The following is a 16,100-nucleotide window of genomic DNA, read 5'->3' as shown; positions in this document are numbered from 1 at the left end:
GAATGAATTTTTTCTGCTGCCTCATCCAGCCTTTCCTGGATGATTCCCGCAGTTTTTGACTGATAAACGATTCCGATATGGTGCTCTATGTTCAGGAACTTTATGGCTTCTTTACACTCAAATCCGCTGTAATCGGGTTTGTCATCTTTGATCAGGGCAATGATGAGGCCTGCATAGCCTGCAGCAGGCTTCGCTGTTTTATATTTCCGGCCCTTTAGCAAAGCATCTTCAATATTGGCCCATTCCTTCCAGATGTTGACGCGGGTAGCGGCCTCCACCAGATCAGGAATATGGGCGCCGCCCACGCGTGAAGAGGTTTCCAGGAAATAATATTTTCCATCCTCTGCATTCCGTATAAATTCCGTATGCGTAGCTCCGTTCATTAATCCGAAATGGGACAGGACGCGGGCATTAGCCTCTTCCAGTGCTTTATATTCTTTGGAAGATTTTCCTAATGTCTTTGTCCGGAAAACACCGCCTTCATGGGAAACCTGCATTGGAGGTGCTAAGTATCTTGAGGCGGAAGTGAAGATGATCTCTTTGTTGCAGGTAAGGCTGTCCACATGATAAACGTCTCCGGGTTTAAAGCTTTCCAGCAGGAAAAGGTGCCTTTCCTCCCCAAGACCGTTCAGCGCTTCCCATAGTTCATCTTTGTTAGCCAGCTTCTTGATCCCTGAAGCAGACGCTTCCGAGCGGGGTTTCAGTACCCAGGGCGCAGGAACTTTGTCTGCAAACGCATTAACCTCATCATTGTTGAAGACGGCGGTAAACTCCGGTACGTGAATCCCGGAATCTTTCGCTTTCTGCCTCATGGCCAGCTTGTCCCGGAAATAGCGGTGTGTCGTCTGTCCCATTCCCGGGATCCGGAAGGTTTCCCTGATAAGGGCCGCCTTTTCTACATCATAATCATCAAGGGCGATCACCGCATCTATTTTGCGGGTTTGCATCAGGTAGGAGAACCCCTGGACCAGATGGTCCAGATTCCATACGGAAGGTTTGAGTTCAGGCATATAGAAAACTTCGTCAATAGCGTGCCAGGGCCAGTTTTTCTCTTTCAGATTCTCTGATGTAATAAGGATAACCGTGTTGCCCAGGTTTTTCATTTCATCCATGAAATCATACCCTTTATAGTAGCACGAAATACAGACTATCGTTTTCTTCTCCATATAATGTTTGTTGGTTTTTGATGGATAATTAAAAATGAAAATGAAATTTAACTGTCTTATATCGAGTAAAAATTCAATTTTGCTGTGTTTTTGTAAATCCTATACCAATTATACAGAGAATTTTTGTAAAAAACTAATTTTCAGTGATAATTTTCGATTAAATCTGCCAGCAGCTGTACGCCGAATCCGGTAGCCGCCTTCTCTTTAGCATAACCAACATTGGCAAAGGCCATGCCGGCAATATCCAGGTGAGCCCATCGTGGATGGCCTTCAATAAACTGTTCCAGGAATTTGGCCGCTATAATACAGTCACCCACCGGTTTCATGGATATGTTTTTAAAATCGGCAACATCAGACCGGATATCGTCTTTCCAGATTTCCCAAAGCGGTAGATTCCAGAGCCGCTGGTTGGTGGCATCGCCGGTTGCCAGCAACCGGTTTTTCAGTTCTTCGTTATTGGAGAACATCGCGCCGCAGGTATCGCCGAACATCCGCACCGCACTGCCGGTTAACGTAGCGAGGTCAATAAGAAAATCGGTGTGGTAATTTTTTGAAAGATAGGACAGGGCATCTGCCAGGATCATTCTTCCTTCGGCATCGGTATTCAGCACTTCGATGGTTTTTCCGTTGTAGGCGGTAATGACGTCACCGGGTAAAAAAGCTTTTTCGGAAATAGCATTGTCCGTAATGGGAAGTATGGCAATGATGTTCACCGGAAGCTGCATCTCCGCCGCATAGATCAGGGTTCCCAATACGGCTGTTGCGCCGCCCATATCCGATTTCATATAATGCATATTGTCGGGATTTTTTAATGAAATCCCTCCGGTATCGAACAGTACACATTTCCCGACCAGACCGAAAGTTTTAGCATTTTTAGCGGTTGTCTTATATTCCAGGATGGTAAAAGCTGCGTCATAGGCACTTCCCTGGTTTACGGAAAGATAAGCACCCAGGCCGAGCTCTTCGCATTTTTTTCTGTTGAATACCGTATATTTCAGGTCATGCTCTTTTGAAAGATTCTTAAGGTAGTGGCTGAAAACATCCGGCTTTTTCAGGTTGGCAGGTTTATTCAGCCATTCCTGGCAGGCCGCCTGACCATGGCTTAGGGCAGTAGCTTTCCGCAGAACGGCATCCAGTTTTTTCTGGCTTGCATTTTCAAAATGAAGTTCTGTTTTTTCATCCCAGAAAGCATGGTCTTTCCGGAACGGATATTGGTAAGTTCCTGCCAGGAAGCCTCTGATAAGCGCAGAAAACTGCTTTTCGTTCATAAAACCGGCTACCAGAAGGGTAGGGACAGCCTGTATGTTCTTCCTGTAGTGTTGCGAAAACTTTACGGCAACCTGCTGGACTTCAAAATCCTGCAGTGGGGATTTTCCGAGCCCGATGAAATACACCGTTCCTTCTTCATGGGTATGTATAAAGATCTCATATTTTTTTCCGCTGAAAAAGCCGGAGATATTGCGGTTGAAATTTCCGGACGTCTTCTCCCATTCTTCTTCGGTAAAGAGATGGAAAACCTGCGTATAGGTCTTGTTTTTTTTATTAATCAGTTTCATTGTATCAGAGGGTATTGCTTTTCTGCTGGGGCTTTACTTCTACAGGGTTTTCGGTATTGTTGTAGAACAGCCATTCGATAGCCCTGGGAAATTCCTGGGACCAGTAAAATTCACTGTGGGTGCCTTCGGGATTAATGCTCGTACGGAGTTCGAAATCAAAAAAGTTTTTCTTTTCCCACTCTTTAAGGTAATCTTCGAAAATATGGATTCTCTTGACCATTCTGGAACCTTCCTGTTCTCCTCCGTAGAGGTAAATTTTCATGGTAAAAGGGTTCCGGAAGTTCATTATCGGGAAATTATTGTTCGGTTCCACCCATAAGGAAGGGGAAAAGATCAGGAGTTTGGAGTAAACTTCGGGATACAGGAAACCGCTGTAGATACTGATGAGTGCTCCCAGCGAGCTTCCGCCGATGCCGGTATTTTCCCTGTCGCTTCTGGTACGGTAATGCTGGTCCACGAAAGGTTTAAGGGTGTCGGTGATAAAACGGATATACTTTTTTCCTTCCGAGCCGTTGGCCACATGATCGTTATCGAAAATATATTCTTTGATTCGGTCTTCGCTTCCGTGTTCTATGGCAACGACGATAACGTCGCCCCGGCCATATTCTGCCAGTACGGAGAGCTTTTTATCAATTTCCCAGTTGCCGTAGCTGCTGCCTTCATTGAAGAGGTTCTGCGCATCCTGAAGGTAAAGTACGGGATAGCTCTTATCCGAAACATAATAGTCATACGGCAGCAGTGCCCAGACCTTTCTGGAACGGTCCAGCTGCGGCATATAGAATTCTTCCGAAACCACCTCGGCAATAGGATCATATTCTTTCTTGAAAGGTCCCCAGTTAAACCGCCATTTTCTTACGGAATCCTGTGCTCTTCCCGAGACTTTCATTATTCTTCTGTTAGGTGTGATGTTATCCTGAGCATCCAGCTCTACATTTTCCCAGCCCCCTTTGGTAAATTTATATTCAATATAATCCGGAAGCTGCTGATCATCGATGTCGATAAAATATTGCCGCTGATCTGCAGATTTCAGCCGGAAACGGTAATCCCTGGGATTCCATCCGTTGAAGTTTCCCGTAATATACACGGGCCTGTCATCCTGTTCTTCTGTGTAAAGCTCAAACCTCATCATACGTGTTTAAAAATTCTGACGCCTAAATTTATAAAAAAATCTTTTATATCTTATGACCTTTCCTTCACTAAAAGATCAGTAAAAATTGATATATTTGAATGAGACAAATGATGGAATGTCGTTAACGTAATAATTACTTCATTAATAATTAACACATCCTGCCGTTTATTTAAGTAGTTTCAGAAAATATAACCTAAATAAAAAACCGTAATGAATTCGGTTCGTACGTACAGCCTTTTTACAGATCAGGATATTTATCTCTTCAGGGAAGGTAAGCATTATAAACTCTATGATAAATTCGGTGCCCACTCCGTAGAAAGGGAGGGCATCCCGGGCGTATACTTTTCAGTCTGGGCTCCGAATGCCAAAAATGTTTCGGTGATCGGGAATTTCAACGGCTGGAACCATTCCGTTCATCCCCTTTTCCCAAGGTGGGACGGATCCGGAATCTGGGAAGGCTTTATTGACGGCCTGACCTGGGGCACTCTGTATAAATATGCCATCGAAACCCACTCAGGAGAAATACTGGAAAAGAGCGATCCCTATGCCCTCAGCTGGGAACAGAATCTGCAGGCGGCTTCGCTGGTTTCAACAACCTGGTACGAATGGAATGACAGGGAATGGCTGGAGAACCGCTGGAAAAAAAACAGCCTCCATGCCCCGCTTTCCGTCTATGAGCTTCATCTTGCCTCCTGGATGAAAAATGAAGCCGATCCGGAAAAGTACCTGAATTACCGTGAAATCGCTGAACGACTGGTCCCTTACATCATGGACATGGGCTTTACGCATGTGGAGCTGATGCCGGTCATGGAGTATCCCTATGACCCGAGCTGGGGTTACCAGATCACCGGGTTCTTTGCAGCTACATCCAGATTCGGATCACCGCAGGATCTGATGTTCCTCATTGATGAACTTCACCGCCATAATATCGGTGTCATTCTCGATTGGGTCCCTTCCCATTTTCCGGGCGATGCCAACGGCCTGCATCAGTTCGACGGATCTTATCTCTATGAACACAGTGATCCTAAAAGAGGATTTCATCCGGAATGGAAATCCTATATTTTCGATTACGGAAAAAATGAAGTGAAGGCGTTCCTCATTTCCAATGCCATGTTCTGGCTCGATCGCTATCACGCTGACGGGCTCCGGGTAGATGCGGTAACATCCATGCTGCACCTGGATTATGCCAGGAACGAAGGCGAATGGGTACCCAATATCTACGGCGGCAACGTCAACCTCGAAGCCCAATCTTTCCTGCAGGATTTCAATACGGCAGTCTACAAGGAATTCGGTGACCATATTATGACCATTGCTGAAGAAAGCTCGGATTTTCCGATGCTTACCAAACCGGTACACAGCGGTGGCGTAGGCTTTGGGATGAAATGGATGATGGGATGGATGCACGATACCCTGAATTACTTTAAAAAAGATCCTTCAGAAAGAAAACATGTTCACCACAAGCTGACTTTTGCTTCGATGTACATGTACAACGAAAATTACATGATGCCGCTGTCACATGACGAAGTGGTACACGGGAAGGCCAGCCTGGTCTACAAAATGCCCGGCGACGAATGGCAGAAGTTCGCTAACCTTCGTGCCCTCTATGTATACATGTTTACCCATCCCGGCGCCAAACTGCTTTTCATGGGCAATGAATTCGGACAGACAGGGGAATGGAATTTTACCCGCAGCCTGGACTGGCATCTGCTTCAGCATCCTGTCCACAAAGGGTTGCAGGCCCTTGTAAAAGACCTTAATCATCTGTATACTTCAGAAACGGCATTGTATGAAAACCAGTTCAACGGATACGGCTTTGAATGGGTGGAAGCGGATGACACGGAAAATTCCGTGTTGGTCTACCTTCGGAAGGGTAAGAAAAAGGAAGACGTGCTGATGGTGATTCTTAACCTGACCCCACGCGTCTTCGATTACAAGATCGGAGTAAGTGCCGGCAGTCACTGGGAAATCATCTTTAATTCAGATGACGTACAATATGCAGGCAGCGGCGTGGAGCCGGATCTCTTCAGCGAACAGTTTGAAGATTACATGAACCATCAGAAATCCATCAGTATCAAGCTTTCGCCACTCTCGGGAATCATTCTCAGGAGAAAAGGCAGAACATATAAACAGAAAAGAATAAACCAACACAAAGAGAATAACAGAAAATGATCATTTATCATCTAAGTACGGAATGTTATCCGGTGGCCAAAGTAGGAGGCCTTGCCGATGTAGTGGGCGCTCTGCCCAAATATCAGAATAAAATGAAAGGGATTGATGCGAAGGTGGTTATGCCCTGGTACAACAAATCTTTCGTGTGGGACCATGAGTTTGACATAGTTTTTGATGGGTTCATTCATCAGGGACCGAACATGCTTCAGGTACAGGTGCTGAAGGAAAAGTCCGATGCACTGGGGTTTGAGCTGTACATGGTAAGAATTCCGGGACTGCTGGACAGGGATAATCCCTACGGATACCGGGATGAAAATTTCCAGTTCCTGGGATTCCAGCACGGCGTGCTCCACTGGTTGAGTGCCATGGAAATACGCCCGGACATATTGCATTGTCATGATTATCATACGGGGCTGGTACCATTCATGGTGGAAAACTGCCCTGAATTTTCATTCCTTAAAGGCGTAAAAACCGTAGGAACCATCCACAATGGCGAATATCAGGGAATGATGAGCTGGGAAATGGCGAATTATATGCCGTCTTTCGATCAGTTCAGATGGGGGATGATGGATTGGGAAGGACTCATCAATCCATTGGCCAGCATGATCAAGTGCGCCCATGCATTTACGACGGTCTCACAGGGATACCTTGAAGAACTCTTAACGAGTTTCAGAGGGCTGGAGGGCCTTGTACGAAGCGAAGCGGGAAAAGCTTTCGGAATCATTAACGGGATTGATACCGAAGTATGGAATCCCCAGACCGATCCGATGCTGGATTTTAATTTCGGTGTGAACGATGCAGTTGCCCTGAAAAAGAAGAATAAAGAGAAGCTGTGCCATGATTATGGTCTGAGGCCTGAACTTCCGCTATTTGCATTTATCGGAAGGTTTGCGACGGAGAAGGGGGCCGACCTGCTTCCTGACACAGTCTGGAGAAGCATCAAACAGAGCTATGGTGCGCTGAATATCATGATTCTGGGATCGGGGAACAGCTACATCGAAAACAAGCTGAAAGAATATGATTATATCTATACCAATTTTGCACTGGATCTCGGATATAAGGAACATCTTTCCCATCAGATTTATGCTTCGGCAGATTTTCTGCTGATGCCGTCAAGGGTGGAACCTTGTGGGCTGAACCAGATGTATTCGATGAAATACGGTACCATTCCGGTCGTTTCCTATACCGGCGGACTGAGGGATACGGTAAAGGATATTTCCACCGGCGGAGCAGGGATTAATTTTACCTATCCGGGTGTTGATGACATCATTCATGCCATGAACAGGGCCATGATGATTTACAACCGTAAAGATGTAATGGCCCACCTGATCCATGCCAACATGAATTTTGATTTCACCTGGGAAAAATCGGCAGAGCGATACATACAGGTCTACTCTAATTAAGGACCGTCAGGAAATCCGTCTTTTGGTTTGATCTTTGCCCGCTTCACCTGAACAGGTTAATGCAATTTAGGGCAAAATAAACAGATTACTCCTGTACGAAAGACAGAAACTTACCGGAAGCACCGGAATGGCTTCGCAGGAAATGAACATATAAAACAGGAGAATAAAAATAAAACTGATATCAATTAACGTAAAATAGTAACTCAAAGATAATACACACACTATATTTATGAACCGTAATGTTATATCCATTGTTTTAGGGGGTGGCAGAGGAACCAGGCTTTTTCCTTTAACGTACACAAGATCAAAACCTGCCGTACCGATCGCAGGAAAATACAGATTGGTAGATATCCCTATTTTCAACTGTCTGAACTCCGGAATGAACAAGATCCTGGTCCTCACGCAGTTTAATTCAGCCTCACTGAATTCCCATATTAAAAATTCTTATCACTTTGATATTTTCAGTAAGGGATTTGTGGATATTCTTGCTGCAGAGCAAAATGTAGAGAATGAAAGCTGGTACCAGGGAACGGCTGATGCGGTAAGGCAGTCGATGAAGCATCTTGATAAGTACGATTATGACTACATCCTGATCCTTTCAGGTGATCAGCTGTACCAGATGGATTTCAGGGAAATGCTGGATTTCCACATCGAAAAAGGCGGTGACGTAACCATTGCCACCATTCCTGTTAATGCCAAGGATGCCACCGGATTCGGTATCCTGAGCTCGGATGACGAAGGCAATATCACTTCTTTTGTGGAAAAGCCGGGATACGATATGCTGAATGGACTGCAGTCTGAAGTTTCGGAAGAAAACAAGCACGCAGGAAAAGAATACCTGGCATCTATGGGAATTTACATTTTTACTAAAAGTATCCTTAAAAAAATGTTTGAAGAAGGTGCCGGCGATGATTTTGGTAAAGACATTATCCCCAATTCCATCGGGAAATATACTACTTTAAGCTACCAGTATGAAGGATACTGGACCGATATCGGAACTATAGAGTCTTTCTACGAAGCCAATCTGGATCTCTGTCAGGACTTCCCGCAGTTCAATCTCTTTTCCTCTTCCCCGATTTATACAAGGGCAAGGATGCTTCCGCCTTCCAAAATCAACGGGTCATATGTGAGTAAAGCTGTTTTCGGAGACGGATGCATCATTATGGCGGATAAAATTGAGAATTCGGTTATCGGCAACAGGACCCGCATCGATAAAGGAAGTACGATTGTGAATTCGTACGTCATGGGATCTGATTTCTATCAGGATACTACGGAGATTGTTAATAATGACCGTGAAGGCCGCCCGAGCATGGGAATCGGGAAATACTGCTATATCGAGAAGGCAATCCTGGATAAGAACTGCAATATTGGCGACAATGTACGCATTATCGGAGGAAAGCACCTTCAGGACGGCGACTATGGAACATACTCCGTACAGGACGGTATTATCGTGGTGAAAAAAGGAGCCGTGATTACCCACGGGACACATATAGGATAATTTATACAAATACAGCAACTGAAGTGGCCAATATATTGGTCACTTTTGTTATTTTCTATACATTTGTGCCATGCGTTTTTTTAAAATCATAGCGGTATTGGCGGTCTTGCTGGTCGGGGCTTATACAGCTTCGATGTATTATTTCGTGGAGGAAAGCAAGAACTTCAGGATAGAAAAGGAAATTGATTATCCTGTTGAGAAAGTATTCAGCCAGTTCAATAACCTGCAGCATTTTACCCGTTGGAATAATTTCTTTACCAGCTCAAAAACCATTGATATTGATTATTATACGCCATATGAAGGGCAGGGGAGCTCCATCAGCTATGCAGACCCTAAAAATGAAACCGGTGGTGAAATGTTCATCCGGTACGAAAACCCGAACAAAACACTGAGGTACCAGCTGTTTGAAGACCGTAATGAAAACCCTACTTTAGTGGACGTCAAGTTCAAAGCTGTCTCTGCTGAAAAAACAAGGATTACGTGGATGGTGCATACCCCGAAACTCTCTGTTCTGCAGAGAGTGGAAAATTTCTGGACGGAAGACCGCTTTGCCGAAAACATCGATAAAAGCATGCTGAATCTTAAAAATGTCCTGGGCAATAAAGTAGAGAAAGACAATCAGATGGCTGCTATAAAATATGACAGCATCATGGTGGAAAATGAGGAGGAAAAACTGTTGCTCGGCATCAATGTGAGCGCTTCCAATAAGAAAGAATCCTTATATAAGAATATCGTGATGAATTACAATAAAATGTACAATTATGTCACGATGGACCTGGGTAAAAAAGACGATGAATTCGGCTTTCCGGTCCTGATTACGGATGCTGACAATTATAAAGATAAGGAAGTATCCTACTTTCTCGGAATCCCGCTCTCCAAAAAGTTCGGTCTAACGGATAATAATTTCAGTTTCAGGACCCTGAGCGCCACGCAGAATTACATCATGTATTATAAGGGGGACTATGCAGGAAGGGTAAAGGCAATCCAGCAGCTTATCCAGAAAGCGAAAAAAGAGGAGATGAGGTTCAATGACATCCGCCAGACTTTCATCGAGCGGCCGGCAGAGGATCAGGAGGTCAATATGAAGCTCTCATTATCAGTATTTAAGTAATTTAAATCAAAATGCGCCTTTTATGGTTTTTTTAAGAAAGGCAGTCCGGATAAAGTCGGTTTTTTTTATTAAATTTGATGCTTAATTCTACTAACAAATTTTAATAACAGATAAACTGTAATAATGGACAGATTTTCATTCCTAAACGCAGCTCATTCTCAGTTAATTGAGGATTTATACCAACAGTACTTAAAATACCCGGATTCTCTGGAACCCTCATGGAAAGCTTTCTTTCAGGGCTTCGATTTCGCATTGGAGAACTATGGCGATGACGAAAACATTCAGTATGTTCAGGCTCCGGCCGCTTCAGCCCCGGTAGTACAGCAGGCATCACAGGCTGCGTCAAACGGTGAGGTTCCCGAGCACATCAAAAAGGAGTTCAAGGTGGTTAACCTCATCGAAGCCTACAGGACGAGAGGCCATCTGTTCACCAAAACCAATCCTGTAAGAGAAAGAAGACATTATACACCGACCCTGGATATCGAAAACTTCGGTCTCGACAGGTCTGATCTGACTAGCAAATTCAACTGTGCCGTTGAAACGGGAATGAAAGGCCCGGCTACCCTGCAGGAGCTGATCACCCATCTGGAAAATATTTACTGTGATTCCATCGGGGTGGAGTACATGCACATCAACAACGTTGAGGAAAAAGATTTTATCAAACAGTGGCTTCAGGTGAATGAAAACCATCCGAACCTTTCTGCCAATGAAAAAACTGAAATCCTGCTGAAACTGAACCAGGCGGTAGCATTTGAAAATTATCTTCATACCAAATTCGTCGGTCAGAAAAGATTCTCCCTGGAAGGAGGGGAAACCCTGATTCCTGCTCTGGACCAGTTAATCTCAAGATCTTCCCAACTGGGTGTTGACGAAGTGGTGCTGGGAATGGCGCACAGAGGAAGACTGAACGTACTTTCCAATATCTTCGACAAATCCTACAAGCAGATCTTTTCGGAATTTGAAGGAAAAGAATTTGAAGAAGACGTATTCTCCGGCGATGTGAAATATCATTTAGGATCATCCAAAAAAATAAAAACGGCTTCCGGTGAGGAGGTTTCCATTAATTTAACGCCGAACCCGTCTCACCTTGAAACGGTAGCAGCCCTGGTAGAAGGGATCTGCCGCGCCAAAGTAGATGATAAATACAAAGACTATTCTAAAGTATTGCCGATCATCATTCATGGTGACGGTGCTTTGGCAGGTCAGGGTATCGCTTACGAAGTGGCCCAGATGATGACGCTGGAAGGCTACAGAACCGGAGGTACGGTTCACATCGTAGTAAACAACCAGGTGTCATTTACCACCAACTATATGGATGCAAGATCGTCCACCTATTGTACGGACATTGCCAAAGTCACGGAATCTCCTGTAATGCACGTGAATGCAGATGATGCGGAAGCAGTGGTTCATGCTATCCATTTCGCGGCTGATTTCAGGGCTAAATTCGGTAAAGATGTATACATAGACCTTCTGGGGTACAGAAAATACGGGCATAACGAAGGTGACGAGCCAAGATTTACCCAGCCGAACCTTTATAAACTGATTTCCAAGCATCCGAATCCTAGAGAAATTTATAAAGATCTTTTACTGAAGGACAGTGTAACTTCCAACGAAGTGATCGCTAAAATGGAATCTGAATTCAAAGCATTGCTGGATAAGGATTTCGATGCTTCCAAAGAAATTGAGAAAAACGTAATGGACGTTTTTATGGCTGAAGACTGGACAAACTACCCGATTGCCAGGAGAGGAGCCGTGCAGGAAGCTGTAGATACTGCCTTTGACCTTGAAAAGCTGAAGGAGCTCGCTATCAAAATGTCTACCCTTCCTGCCGATAAAAAATTCCTGAATAAGATTACACGGCTTTTTGAAAACAGGATCAAAGCCATTGAAGGAAACACGCTGGACTGGGCACTGGGAGAATGGCTGGCATATGCCACGCTTCTGGTAGAAGGTCACAACGTAAGAATTTCCGGTGAAGATGTGGAAAGGGGAACTTTCTCCCACAGGCATGCTGTTGTAAAAACGGAAGATACCGAAGAAGAGTATATCCCGTTACGACATGTCTCAGAGAGCAGGTTTGATGTTTACAACTCCCACCTTTCAGAATACGGCGTGTTAGGATTCGATTACGGATATGCGATGGCTTCTCCGAACACACTGACCATTTGGGAAGCCCAGTTCGGGGACTTCGTTAACGGCGCACAGATCATTGTTGACCAGTACCTGGCAGCGGCAGAGGAAAAGTGGAAGATCCAGGACGGCCTTGTGATGTTATTGCCTCACGGTTCCGAAGGGCAGGGTGCCGAGCACTCTTCCGCCAGACTGGAAAGGTTCCTGACCCTTTGTGCTAATGAAAATATGGTGGTTGCCAATGTAACATCGCCGGCAAACTATTTTCACCTGTTGAGAAGACAGCTGAAATGGGCATTCAGAAAGCCATTGATCGTCATGAGCCCTAAATCATTGCTGAGACATCCGAAAGTGGTTTCCCCACTGGAAGATTTTGCTGAGAAAGGATTCCAGCCGGTATTGGATGACCCTACGGCAGATCCTGCAAAAGTGGAAAAACTGGTGCTCTGCTCCGGTAAGCTGTATTTCGAGCTACTGGCTAAAAAGGAAGAACTGAATGCCGAAAACGTGGCATTGGTAAGGTTCGAACAACTATATCCGTTACAGGCTGACGCCATTGAGGCTGTTTTCAGCAAATATGAGAACAAAAAAGACATTGTCTGGGCACAGGAGGAGCCTGAAAATATGGGTGCATGGTCTTATATCCTGAGAAACTTCAGGGAGACCGGAATCCAGGTTATTGCTCCGGTTCCAAGCGGTGCTCCGGCCCCGGGAAGCCATAAAATGTTTGAGAAAAACCAGAATTCCGTAATCAACAGGGTATTTGACAGGGATGATGCCCCGGTAAAAAGACCGGTAACCGCTTAATAAAAAATAATAATCAAAAAAAAATAAAAAATACGATATGTCAGTTTTAGAAATGAAAGTTCCTTCACCGGGCGAATCCATCACAGAAGTTGAAATTGCAACATGGCTTGTAAAAGACGGTGATTACGTAGAAAAAGACCAGCCGATTGCTGAAGTGGATTCAGATAAGGCGACGCTTGAGCTGCCTGCTGAGCAGAGCGGTATCATTACGTTGAAAGCTGAGGAAGGTGATGTGGTACAGGTAGGACAAGTGGTTTGTTTAATTGATATGGATGCTGCAAAACCTGCCGGCGGTGCTGCTCCTGCAGCAGAGGCTCCGAAACAGGAAGAAGCCCCTAAGGCAGCTCAGCCTGCCCAACAGGAAGGTCCGAAGCCTGCTGCCCAGCCTGCTCCTGTAGCAGCTCCTCAGACCTATGCTACAGGTGCGCCTTCTCCTGCTGCCAAAAAGATCCTTGATGAAAAGGGAATGGATGCCACACAGGTGTCCGGAAGCGGTAGAGACGGAAGGATCACAAAATCTGACGCTGAACTAGCAGCGGTTCCTGCCATGGGCGGAACTCCGGTTACCGCTACCGGCTCAAGATCCACAACCACGACCAAACTTTCAGTACTGAGAAGAAAAATCGCTCAGCGACTGGTTTCCGTAAAGAATGAAACCGCAATGCTGACGACTTTCAATGAAGTGGATATGTCCGAAATCTTCAGGCTGAGAAAACTATATAAAGAAGAATTTGCACAGAAGCATGGAGTAGGTCTCGGATTCATGTCTTTCTTTACAAAAGCGGTAACCAGAGCATTACAGCTGTATCCTGACGTAAATGCATCCATTGACGGAGACTTTAAAGTAAATTATGACTTCTGCGATATTTCAATTGCCGTTTCAGGCCCGAAAGGACTGATGGTACCGGTATTGAGAAATGCGGAAAACATGTCCTTCCAGGCAGTGGAGGCTAACATCAAAGATCTCGCTATCAAAGTGAGAGACGGAAAAATCACGGTGGATGAAATGACAGGTGGTACTTTTACCATTACCAATGGCGGTACCTTCGGATCGATGTTGTCCACACCGATCATCAACCCTCCTCAATCCGCTATCCTGGGCATGCACAACATCATCCAGAGACCGGTTGCGGTAGACGGGCAGGTGGTCATCCGTCCTATGATGTATGTGGCTATGTCCTACGATCACAGGATTATCGACGGTAAAGAGTCCGTTGGATTCCTTGTTGCAGTAAAAGAAGCGATAGACAATCCTGTAGCGGTTTTAATGGGCGGAGACGAGAGAAAAGGTCTCGGATTATAATCCCACAAATCCATAAGTTTTATAATCTCGCCTCAAAAAGGCGAGATTTTTGTATCTTTTAAGTAAATACTCCAATGATGTTTTCAAAAACTACCTCCAATATTAAAGTTTCTGTCATCCCTGAGTATGACAGTAAAAACAGTTATCCCTCTGAAAACAGGCATGTTTTTAAGTATCATGTGACCATAGAAAATGACGGTGATTTTCCTATCAAGGTGCTGAAACGGAAATGGCTGATTTTTGATGTCGGTTTCGGATATACAGAAATTGTAGGGGATGGGGTGATCGGATTAACGCCTGAAATTATTCCGGGCGAAAACTTTACCTATTTTTCCAATGTAATGCTCCGTTCAGGAGTTGGCAACATGAGCGGCAAATACCTGGTAAAAAACATTGAGACGCAGGAAAATTTTGAAATCGACATTCCAAAATTCAATTTACTTTCAGAAGTTCTGAGCAATTAAAACGGACGATCAACTACTGCCTCGCCGTTTCTTTCCGTAAAGCGTCTGATAACCATTTGCATCTTATACGAAAGCTATTTAGACTTGTCCTGTATTTTTGTTTTATTCCCGGTTATTTTCAGTTTATCATAAAGTTGAAAAAAAGACCGGCAAGCAGGAAGTTCTCCCTGATGGCCGGTAAATAAGGCATCTAAAATTCACTCCTGCTGCAGGTAGTGTTGATGAGAAAAGTTCCCGGGCTCCCATTCACCTTCTGAAGCCTGTCTTCTGATCCTTATCTAACATTTTCATTTGTACCCTATCATTATTTTTCCAGGGCTTTAGCCGCCTTTAATCCATTCGGAAATTATAATTTTTTAATTTTCAGCTTCATGAAATCGGCAATTTCCTCATTGCTGGTGAGCAGGAGTTTTTCAAAAGCCAGCAGGGCAATTCTTGCACAGACTTCAGCATCGTCTCCCGCCCGGTGATGATTGAAATTGATCTGATGATATTCTGCCAGGTTCTTCAGGCCGTAACGCGGAAGATAATTCCAGGATTTTTTTGCCAGCTGAATGCTGCACAGGTAATTTAGTTTCGGGGTAAACATCCCGTAATGATTCAGACATCCACGCAGAACCCCGGCATCAAATCCCGCATTATGGGCAATCATAAGGGTTCCGTACATATGCTGTTCCACCTCATACCAGATCTCGTCAAAGGTAGGAGCGTCTTTTACGTCATCAGGAAGAATACCGTGTACAGCGGTATTGAACGGGCTGAAATAGGGAAAGCTGGGCGGCTTGATCAGCCAGGTTTTAGTTTCTACAATTTTGGAATCCTGTACAATACAGATTCCCAGTTCGCAGGCCGAGTTCCGATCGTGGGTAGCCGTCTCAAAATCCAATGCGCAAAAATCCATTCTCTAAGTTGTTATTTTGATGAACAGGGTACTTTTATAAGCGGCCACCTTCGAAATACCGGTGATCAGAGTACCGAATCTGGCTTTCAGGGCCTCAAAATCAAAGCGGTCTTCTTCGGTAACGGCTATAATAAAGCTTGTGGCAATATTCTTCTTCTCTTTCGTATCGATGGATTCTGTCATTATTCCACCATGCGAAATCTTTCCGGTAAGATACCGGTTCAGTTCAGCTACTTTTTTCGGGTCTGCGTTCTTTATGATATCCAGCCTGAAGCGCTCGCCACGGATGCCTTCGTTCAGCCTCAGAACATAGACTGAATTCTTTTTGAAACCAAGGGGCACCTGCGCTCCGATTTTTTCATGAATATCTTTAAAGAGGACCGTCTTCACAGCTGCTGGCTTCTTCTGGGTAAGATCCGGATTTTCAACCAATCCCGGAAACGAATAAATTTCCGTTTTCACA

At 44.7% G+C, this 16,100-nt stretch carries 12 protein-coding genes; 7 read left to right on the top strand and 5 right to left on the bottom strand.

What is annotated here, in order from left to right:
* From QZ735_RS10540 to QZ735_RS10530, 3 genes are all read right to left on the bottom strand, one after another.
* A partial coding sequence (locus QZ735_RS10540) for an ATPase (protein WP_294247960.1) occupies positions 1 to 1,166 on the bottom strand: 1,166 nt, incomplete at its 3' end.
* A gap of 140 nt (positions 1,167 to 1,306) precedes the next feature.
* Positions 1,307 to 2,722, bottom strand: a complete 1,416-nt coding sequence (locus QZ735_RS10535; RefSeq protein WP_294247958.1) for a M17 family metallopeptidase — start codon at positions 2,720 to 2,722, stop codon at positions 1,307 to 1,309.
* A 4-nt stretch (positions 2,723 to 2,726) separates the two neighbouring features.
* The gene (locus tag QZ735_RS10530) at positions 2,727 to 3,851 is read right to left on the bottom strand and encodes an alpha/beta hydrolase (RefSeq protein ID WP_367117846.1); all 1,125 of its coding nucleotides are present in this window, start codon (positions 3,849 to 3,851) and stop codon (positions 2,727 to 2,729) included.
* Between the two features lie 210 nt (positions 3,852 to 4,061).
* Here QZ735_RS10530 and glgB point away from each other — a divergent pair, with 210 nt between their 5' ends.
* The 7 genes from glgB to apaG all read left to right on the top strand — a co-directional run bounded on the left by glgB (position 4,062) and on the right by apaG (position 14,736).
* Positions 4,062 to 6,020, top strand: a complete 1,959-nt coding sequence (glgB, locus tag QZ735_RS10525) for a 1,4-alpha-glucan branching protein GlgB (protein ID WP_294247957.1) — start codon at positions 4,062 to 4,064, stop codon at positions 6,018 to 6,020.
* Complete coding sequence (locus QZ735_RS10520; protein ID WP_294247955.1) at positions 6,017 to 7,423, top strand: glycogen synthase; 1,407 nt, start codon at positions 6,017 to 6,019, stop codon at positions 7,421 to 7,423. Before glgB ends, QZ735_RS10520 begins: the two co-directional genes overlap by 4 nt.
* Positions 7,424 to 7,652: 229 nt before the next feature.
* On the top strand, positions 7,653 to 8,921 hold the full coding sequence (locus QZ735_RS10515; protein WP_294247952.1) for a glucose-1-phosphate adenylyltransferase: 1,269 nt from the start codon (positions 7,653 to 7,655) through the stop codon (positions 8,919 to 8,921).
* A 70-nt stretch (positions 8,922 to 8,991) separates the two neighbouring features.
* On the top strand, positions 8,992 to 10,032 hold the full coding sequence (locus QZ735_RS10510; protein ID WP_294247949.1) for an SRPBCC domain-containing protein: 1,041 nt from the start codon (positions 8,992 to 8,994) through the stop codon (positions 10,030 to 10,032).
* Positions 10,033 to 10,155: 123 nt separating this feature from the next.
* A complete protein-coding gene (locus QZ735_RS10505) occupies positions 10,156 to 12,969 on the top strand; it encodes a 2-oxoglutarate dehydrogenase E1 component (RefSeq protein WP_294247941.1) in 2,814 nt (937 codons plus the stop codon).
* Between the two features lie 37 nt (positions 12,970 to 13,006).
* Positions 13,007 to 14,272, top strand: a complete 1,266-nt coding sequence (gene odhB, locus QZ735_RS10500; RefSeq protein ID WP_294247939.1) for a 2-oxoglutarate dehydrogenase complex dihydrolipoyllysine-residue succinyltransferase — start codon at positions 13,007 to 13,009, stop codon at positions 14,270 to 14,272.
* Positions 14,273 to 14,346: 74 nt separating this feature from the next.
* Positions 14,347 to 14,736, top strand: coding sequence for a Co2+/Mg2+ efflux protein ApaG (gene apaG / locus QZ735_RS10495; protein ID WP_294247935.1), 390 nt, complete (start codon positions 14,347 to 14,349; stop codon positions 14,734 to 14,736).
* A gap of 346 nt (positions 14,737 to 15,082) precedes the next feature.
* On the opposite strand, the gene QZ735_RS10490 is transcribed toward apaG, so the two are convergent.
* Positions 15,083 to 15,637, bottom strand: a complete 555-nt coding sequence (locus tag QZ735_RS10490) for a 3'-5' exonuclease (protein ID WP_294247932.1) — start codon at positions 15,635 to 15,637, stop codon at positions 15,083 to 15,085.
* Positions 15,638 to 15,640: 3 nt separating this feature from the next.
* A partial coding sequence (locus QZ735_RS10485; RefSeq protein ID WP_294247930.1) for a hypothetical protein occupies positions 15,641 to 16,100 on the bottom strand: 460 nt, incomplete at its 5' end.

Source organism: uncultured Chryseobacterium sp. (genome assembly GCF_913776365.1).
GTDB lineage: Bacteria > Bacteroidota > Bacteroidia > Flavobacteriales > Weeksellaceae > Chryseobacterium.
The sequence above is the reverse complement of the archived record's forward strand: the minus strand, read 5'-3'. Positions and strand labels throughout refer to the sequence as shown.

Bases quoted from the DNA above. Each gene is read 5' to 3' on its own strand.
- odhB (WP_294247939.1), top strand. From the start codon at position 13,007: ATGTCAGTTTTAGAAATGAAAGTTCCTTCACCGGGCGAATCCATCACA.
- glgB (WP_294247957.1), top strand. From the start codon at position 4,062: ATGAATTCGGTTCGTACGTACAGCCTTTTTACAGATCAGGATATTTAT.
- QZ735_RS10505 (WP_294247941.1), top strand. From the start codon at position 10,156: ATGGACAGATTTTCATTCCTAAACGCAGCTCATTCTCAGTTAATTGAG.
- QZ735_RS10520 (WP_294247955.1), top strand. From the start codon at position 6,017: ATGATCATTTATCATCTAAGTACGGAATGTTATCCGGTGGCCAAAGTA.
- QZ735_RS10515 (WP_294247952.1), top strand. From the start codon at position 7,653: ATGAACCGTAATGTTATATCCATTGTTTTAGGGGGTGGCAGAGGAACC.
- QZ735_RS10490 (WP_294247932.1), bottom strand. From the start codon at position 15,637: ATGGATTTTTGCGCATTGGATTTTGAGACGGCTACCCACGATCGGAAC.
- QZ735_RS10535 (WP_294247958.1), bottom strand. From the start codon at position 2,722: ATGAAACTGATTAATAAAAAAAACAAGACCTATACGCAGGTTTTCCAT.
- QZ735_RS10510 (WP_294247949.1), top strand. From the start codon at position 8,992: ATGCGTTTTTTTAAAATCATAGCGGTATTGGCGGTCTTGCTGGTCGGG.
- QZ735_RS10530 (WP_367117846.1), bottom strand. From the start codon at position 3,851: ATGATGAGGTTTGAGCTTTACACAGAAGAACAGGATGACAGGCCCGTG.
- apaG (WP_294247935.1), top strand. From the start codon at position 14,347: ATGATGTTTTCAAAAACTACCTCCAATATTAAAGTTTCTGTCATCCCT.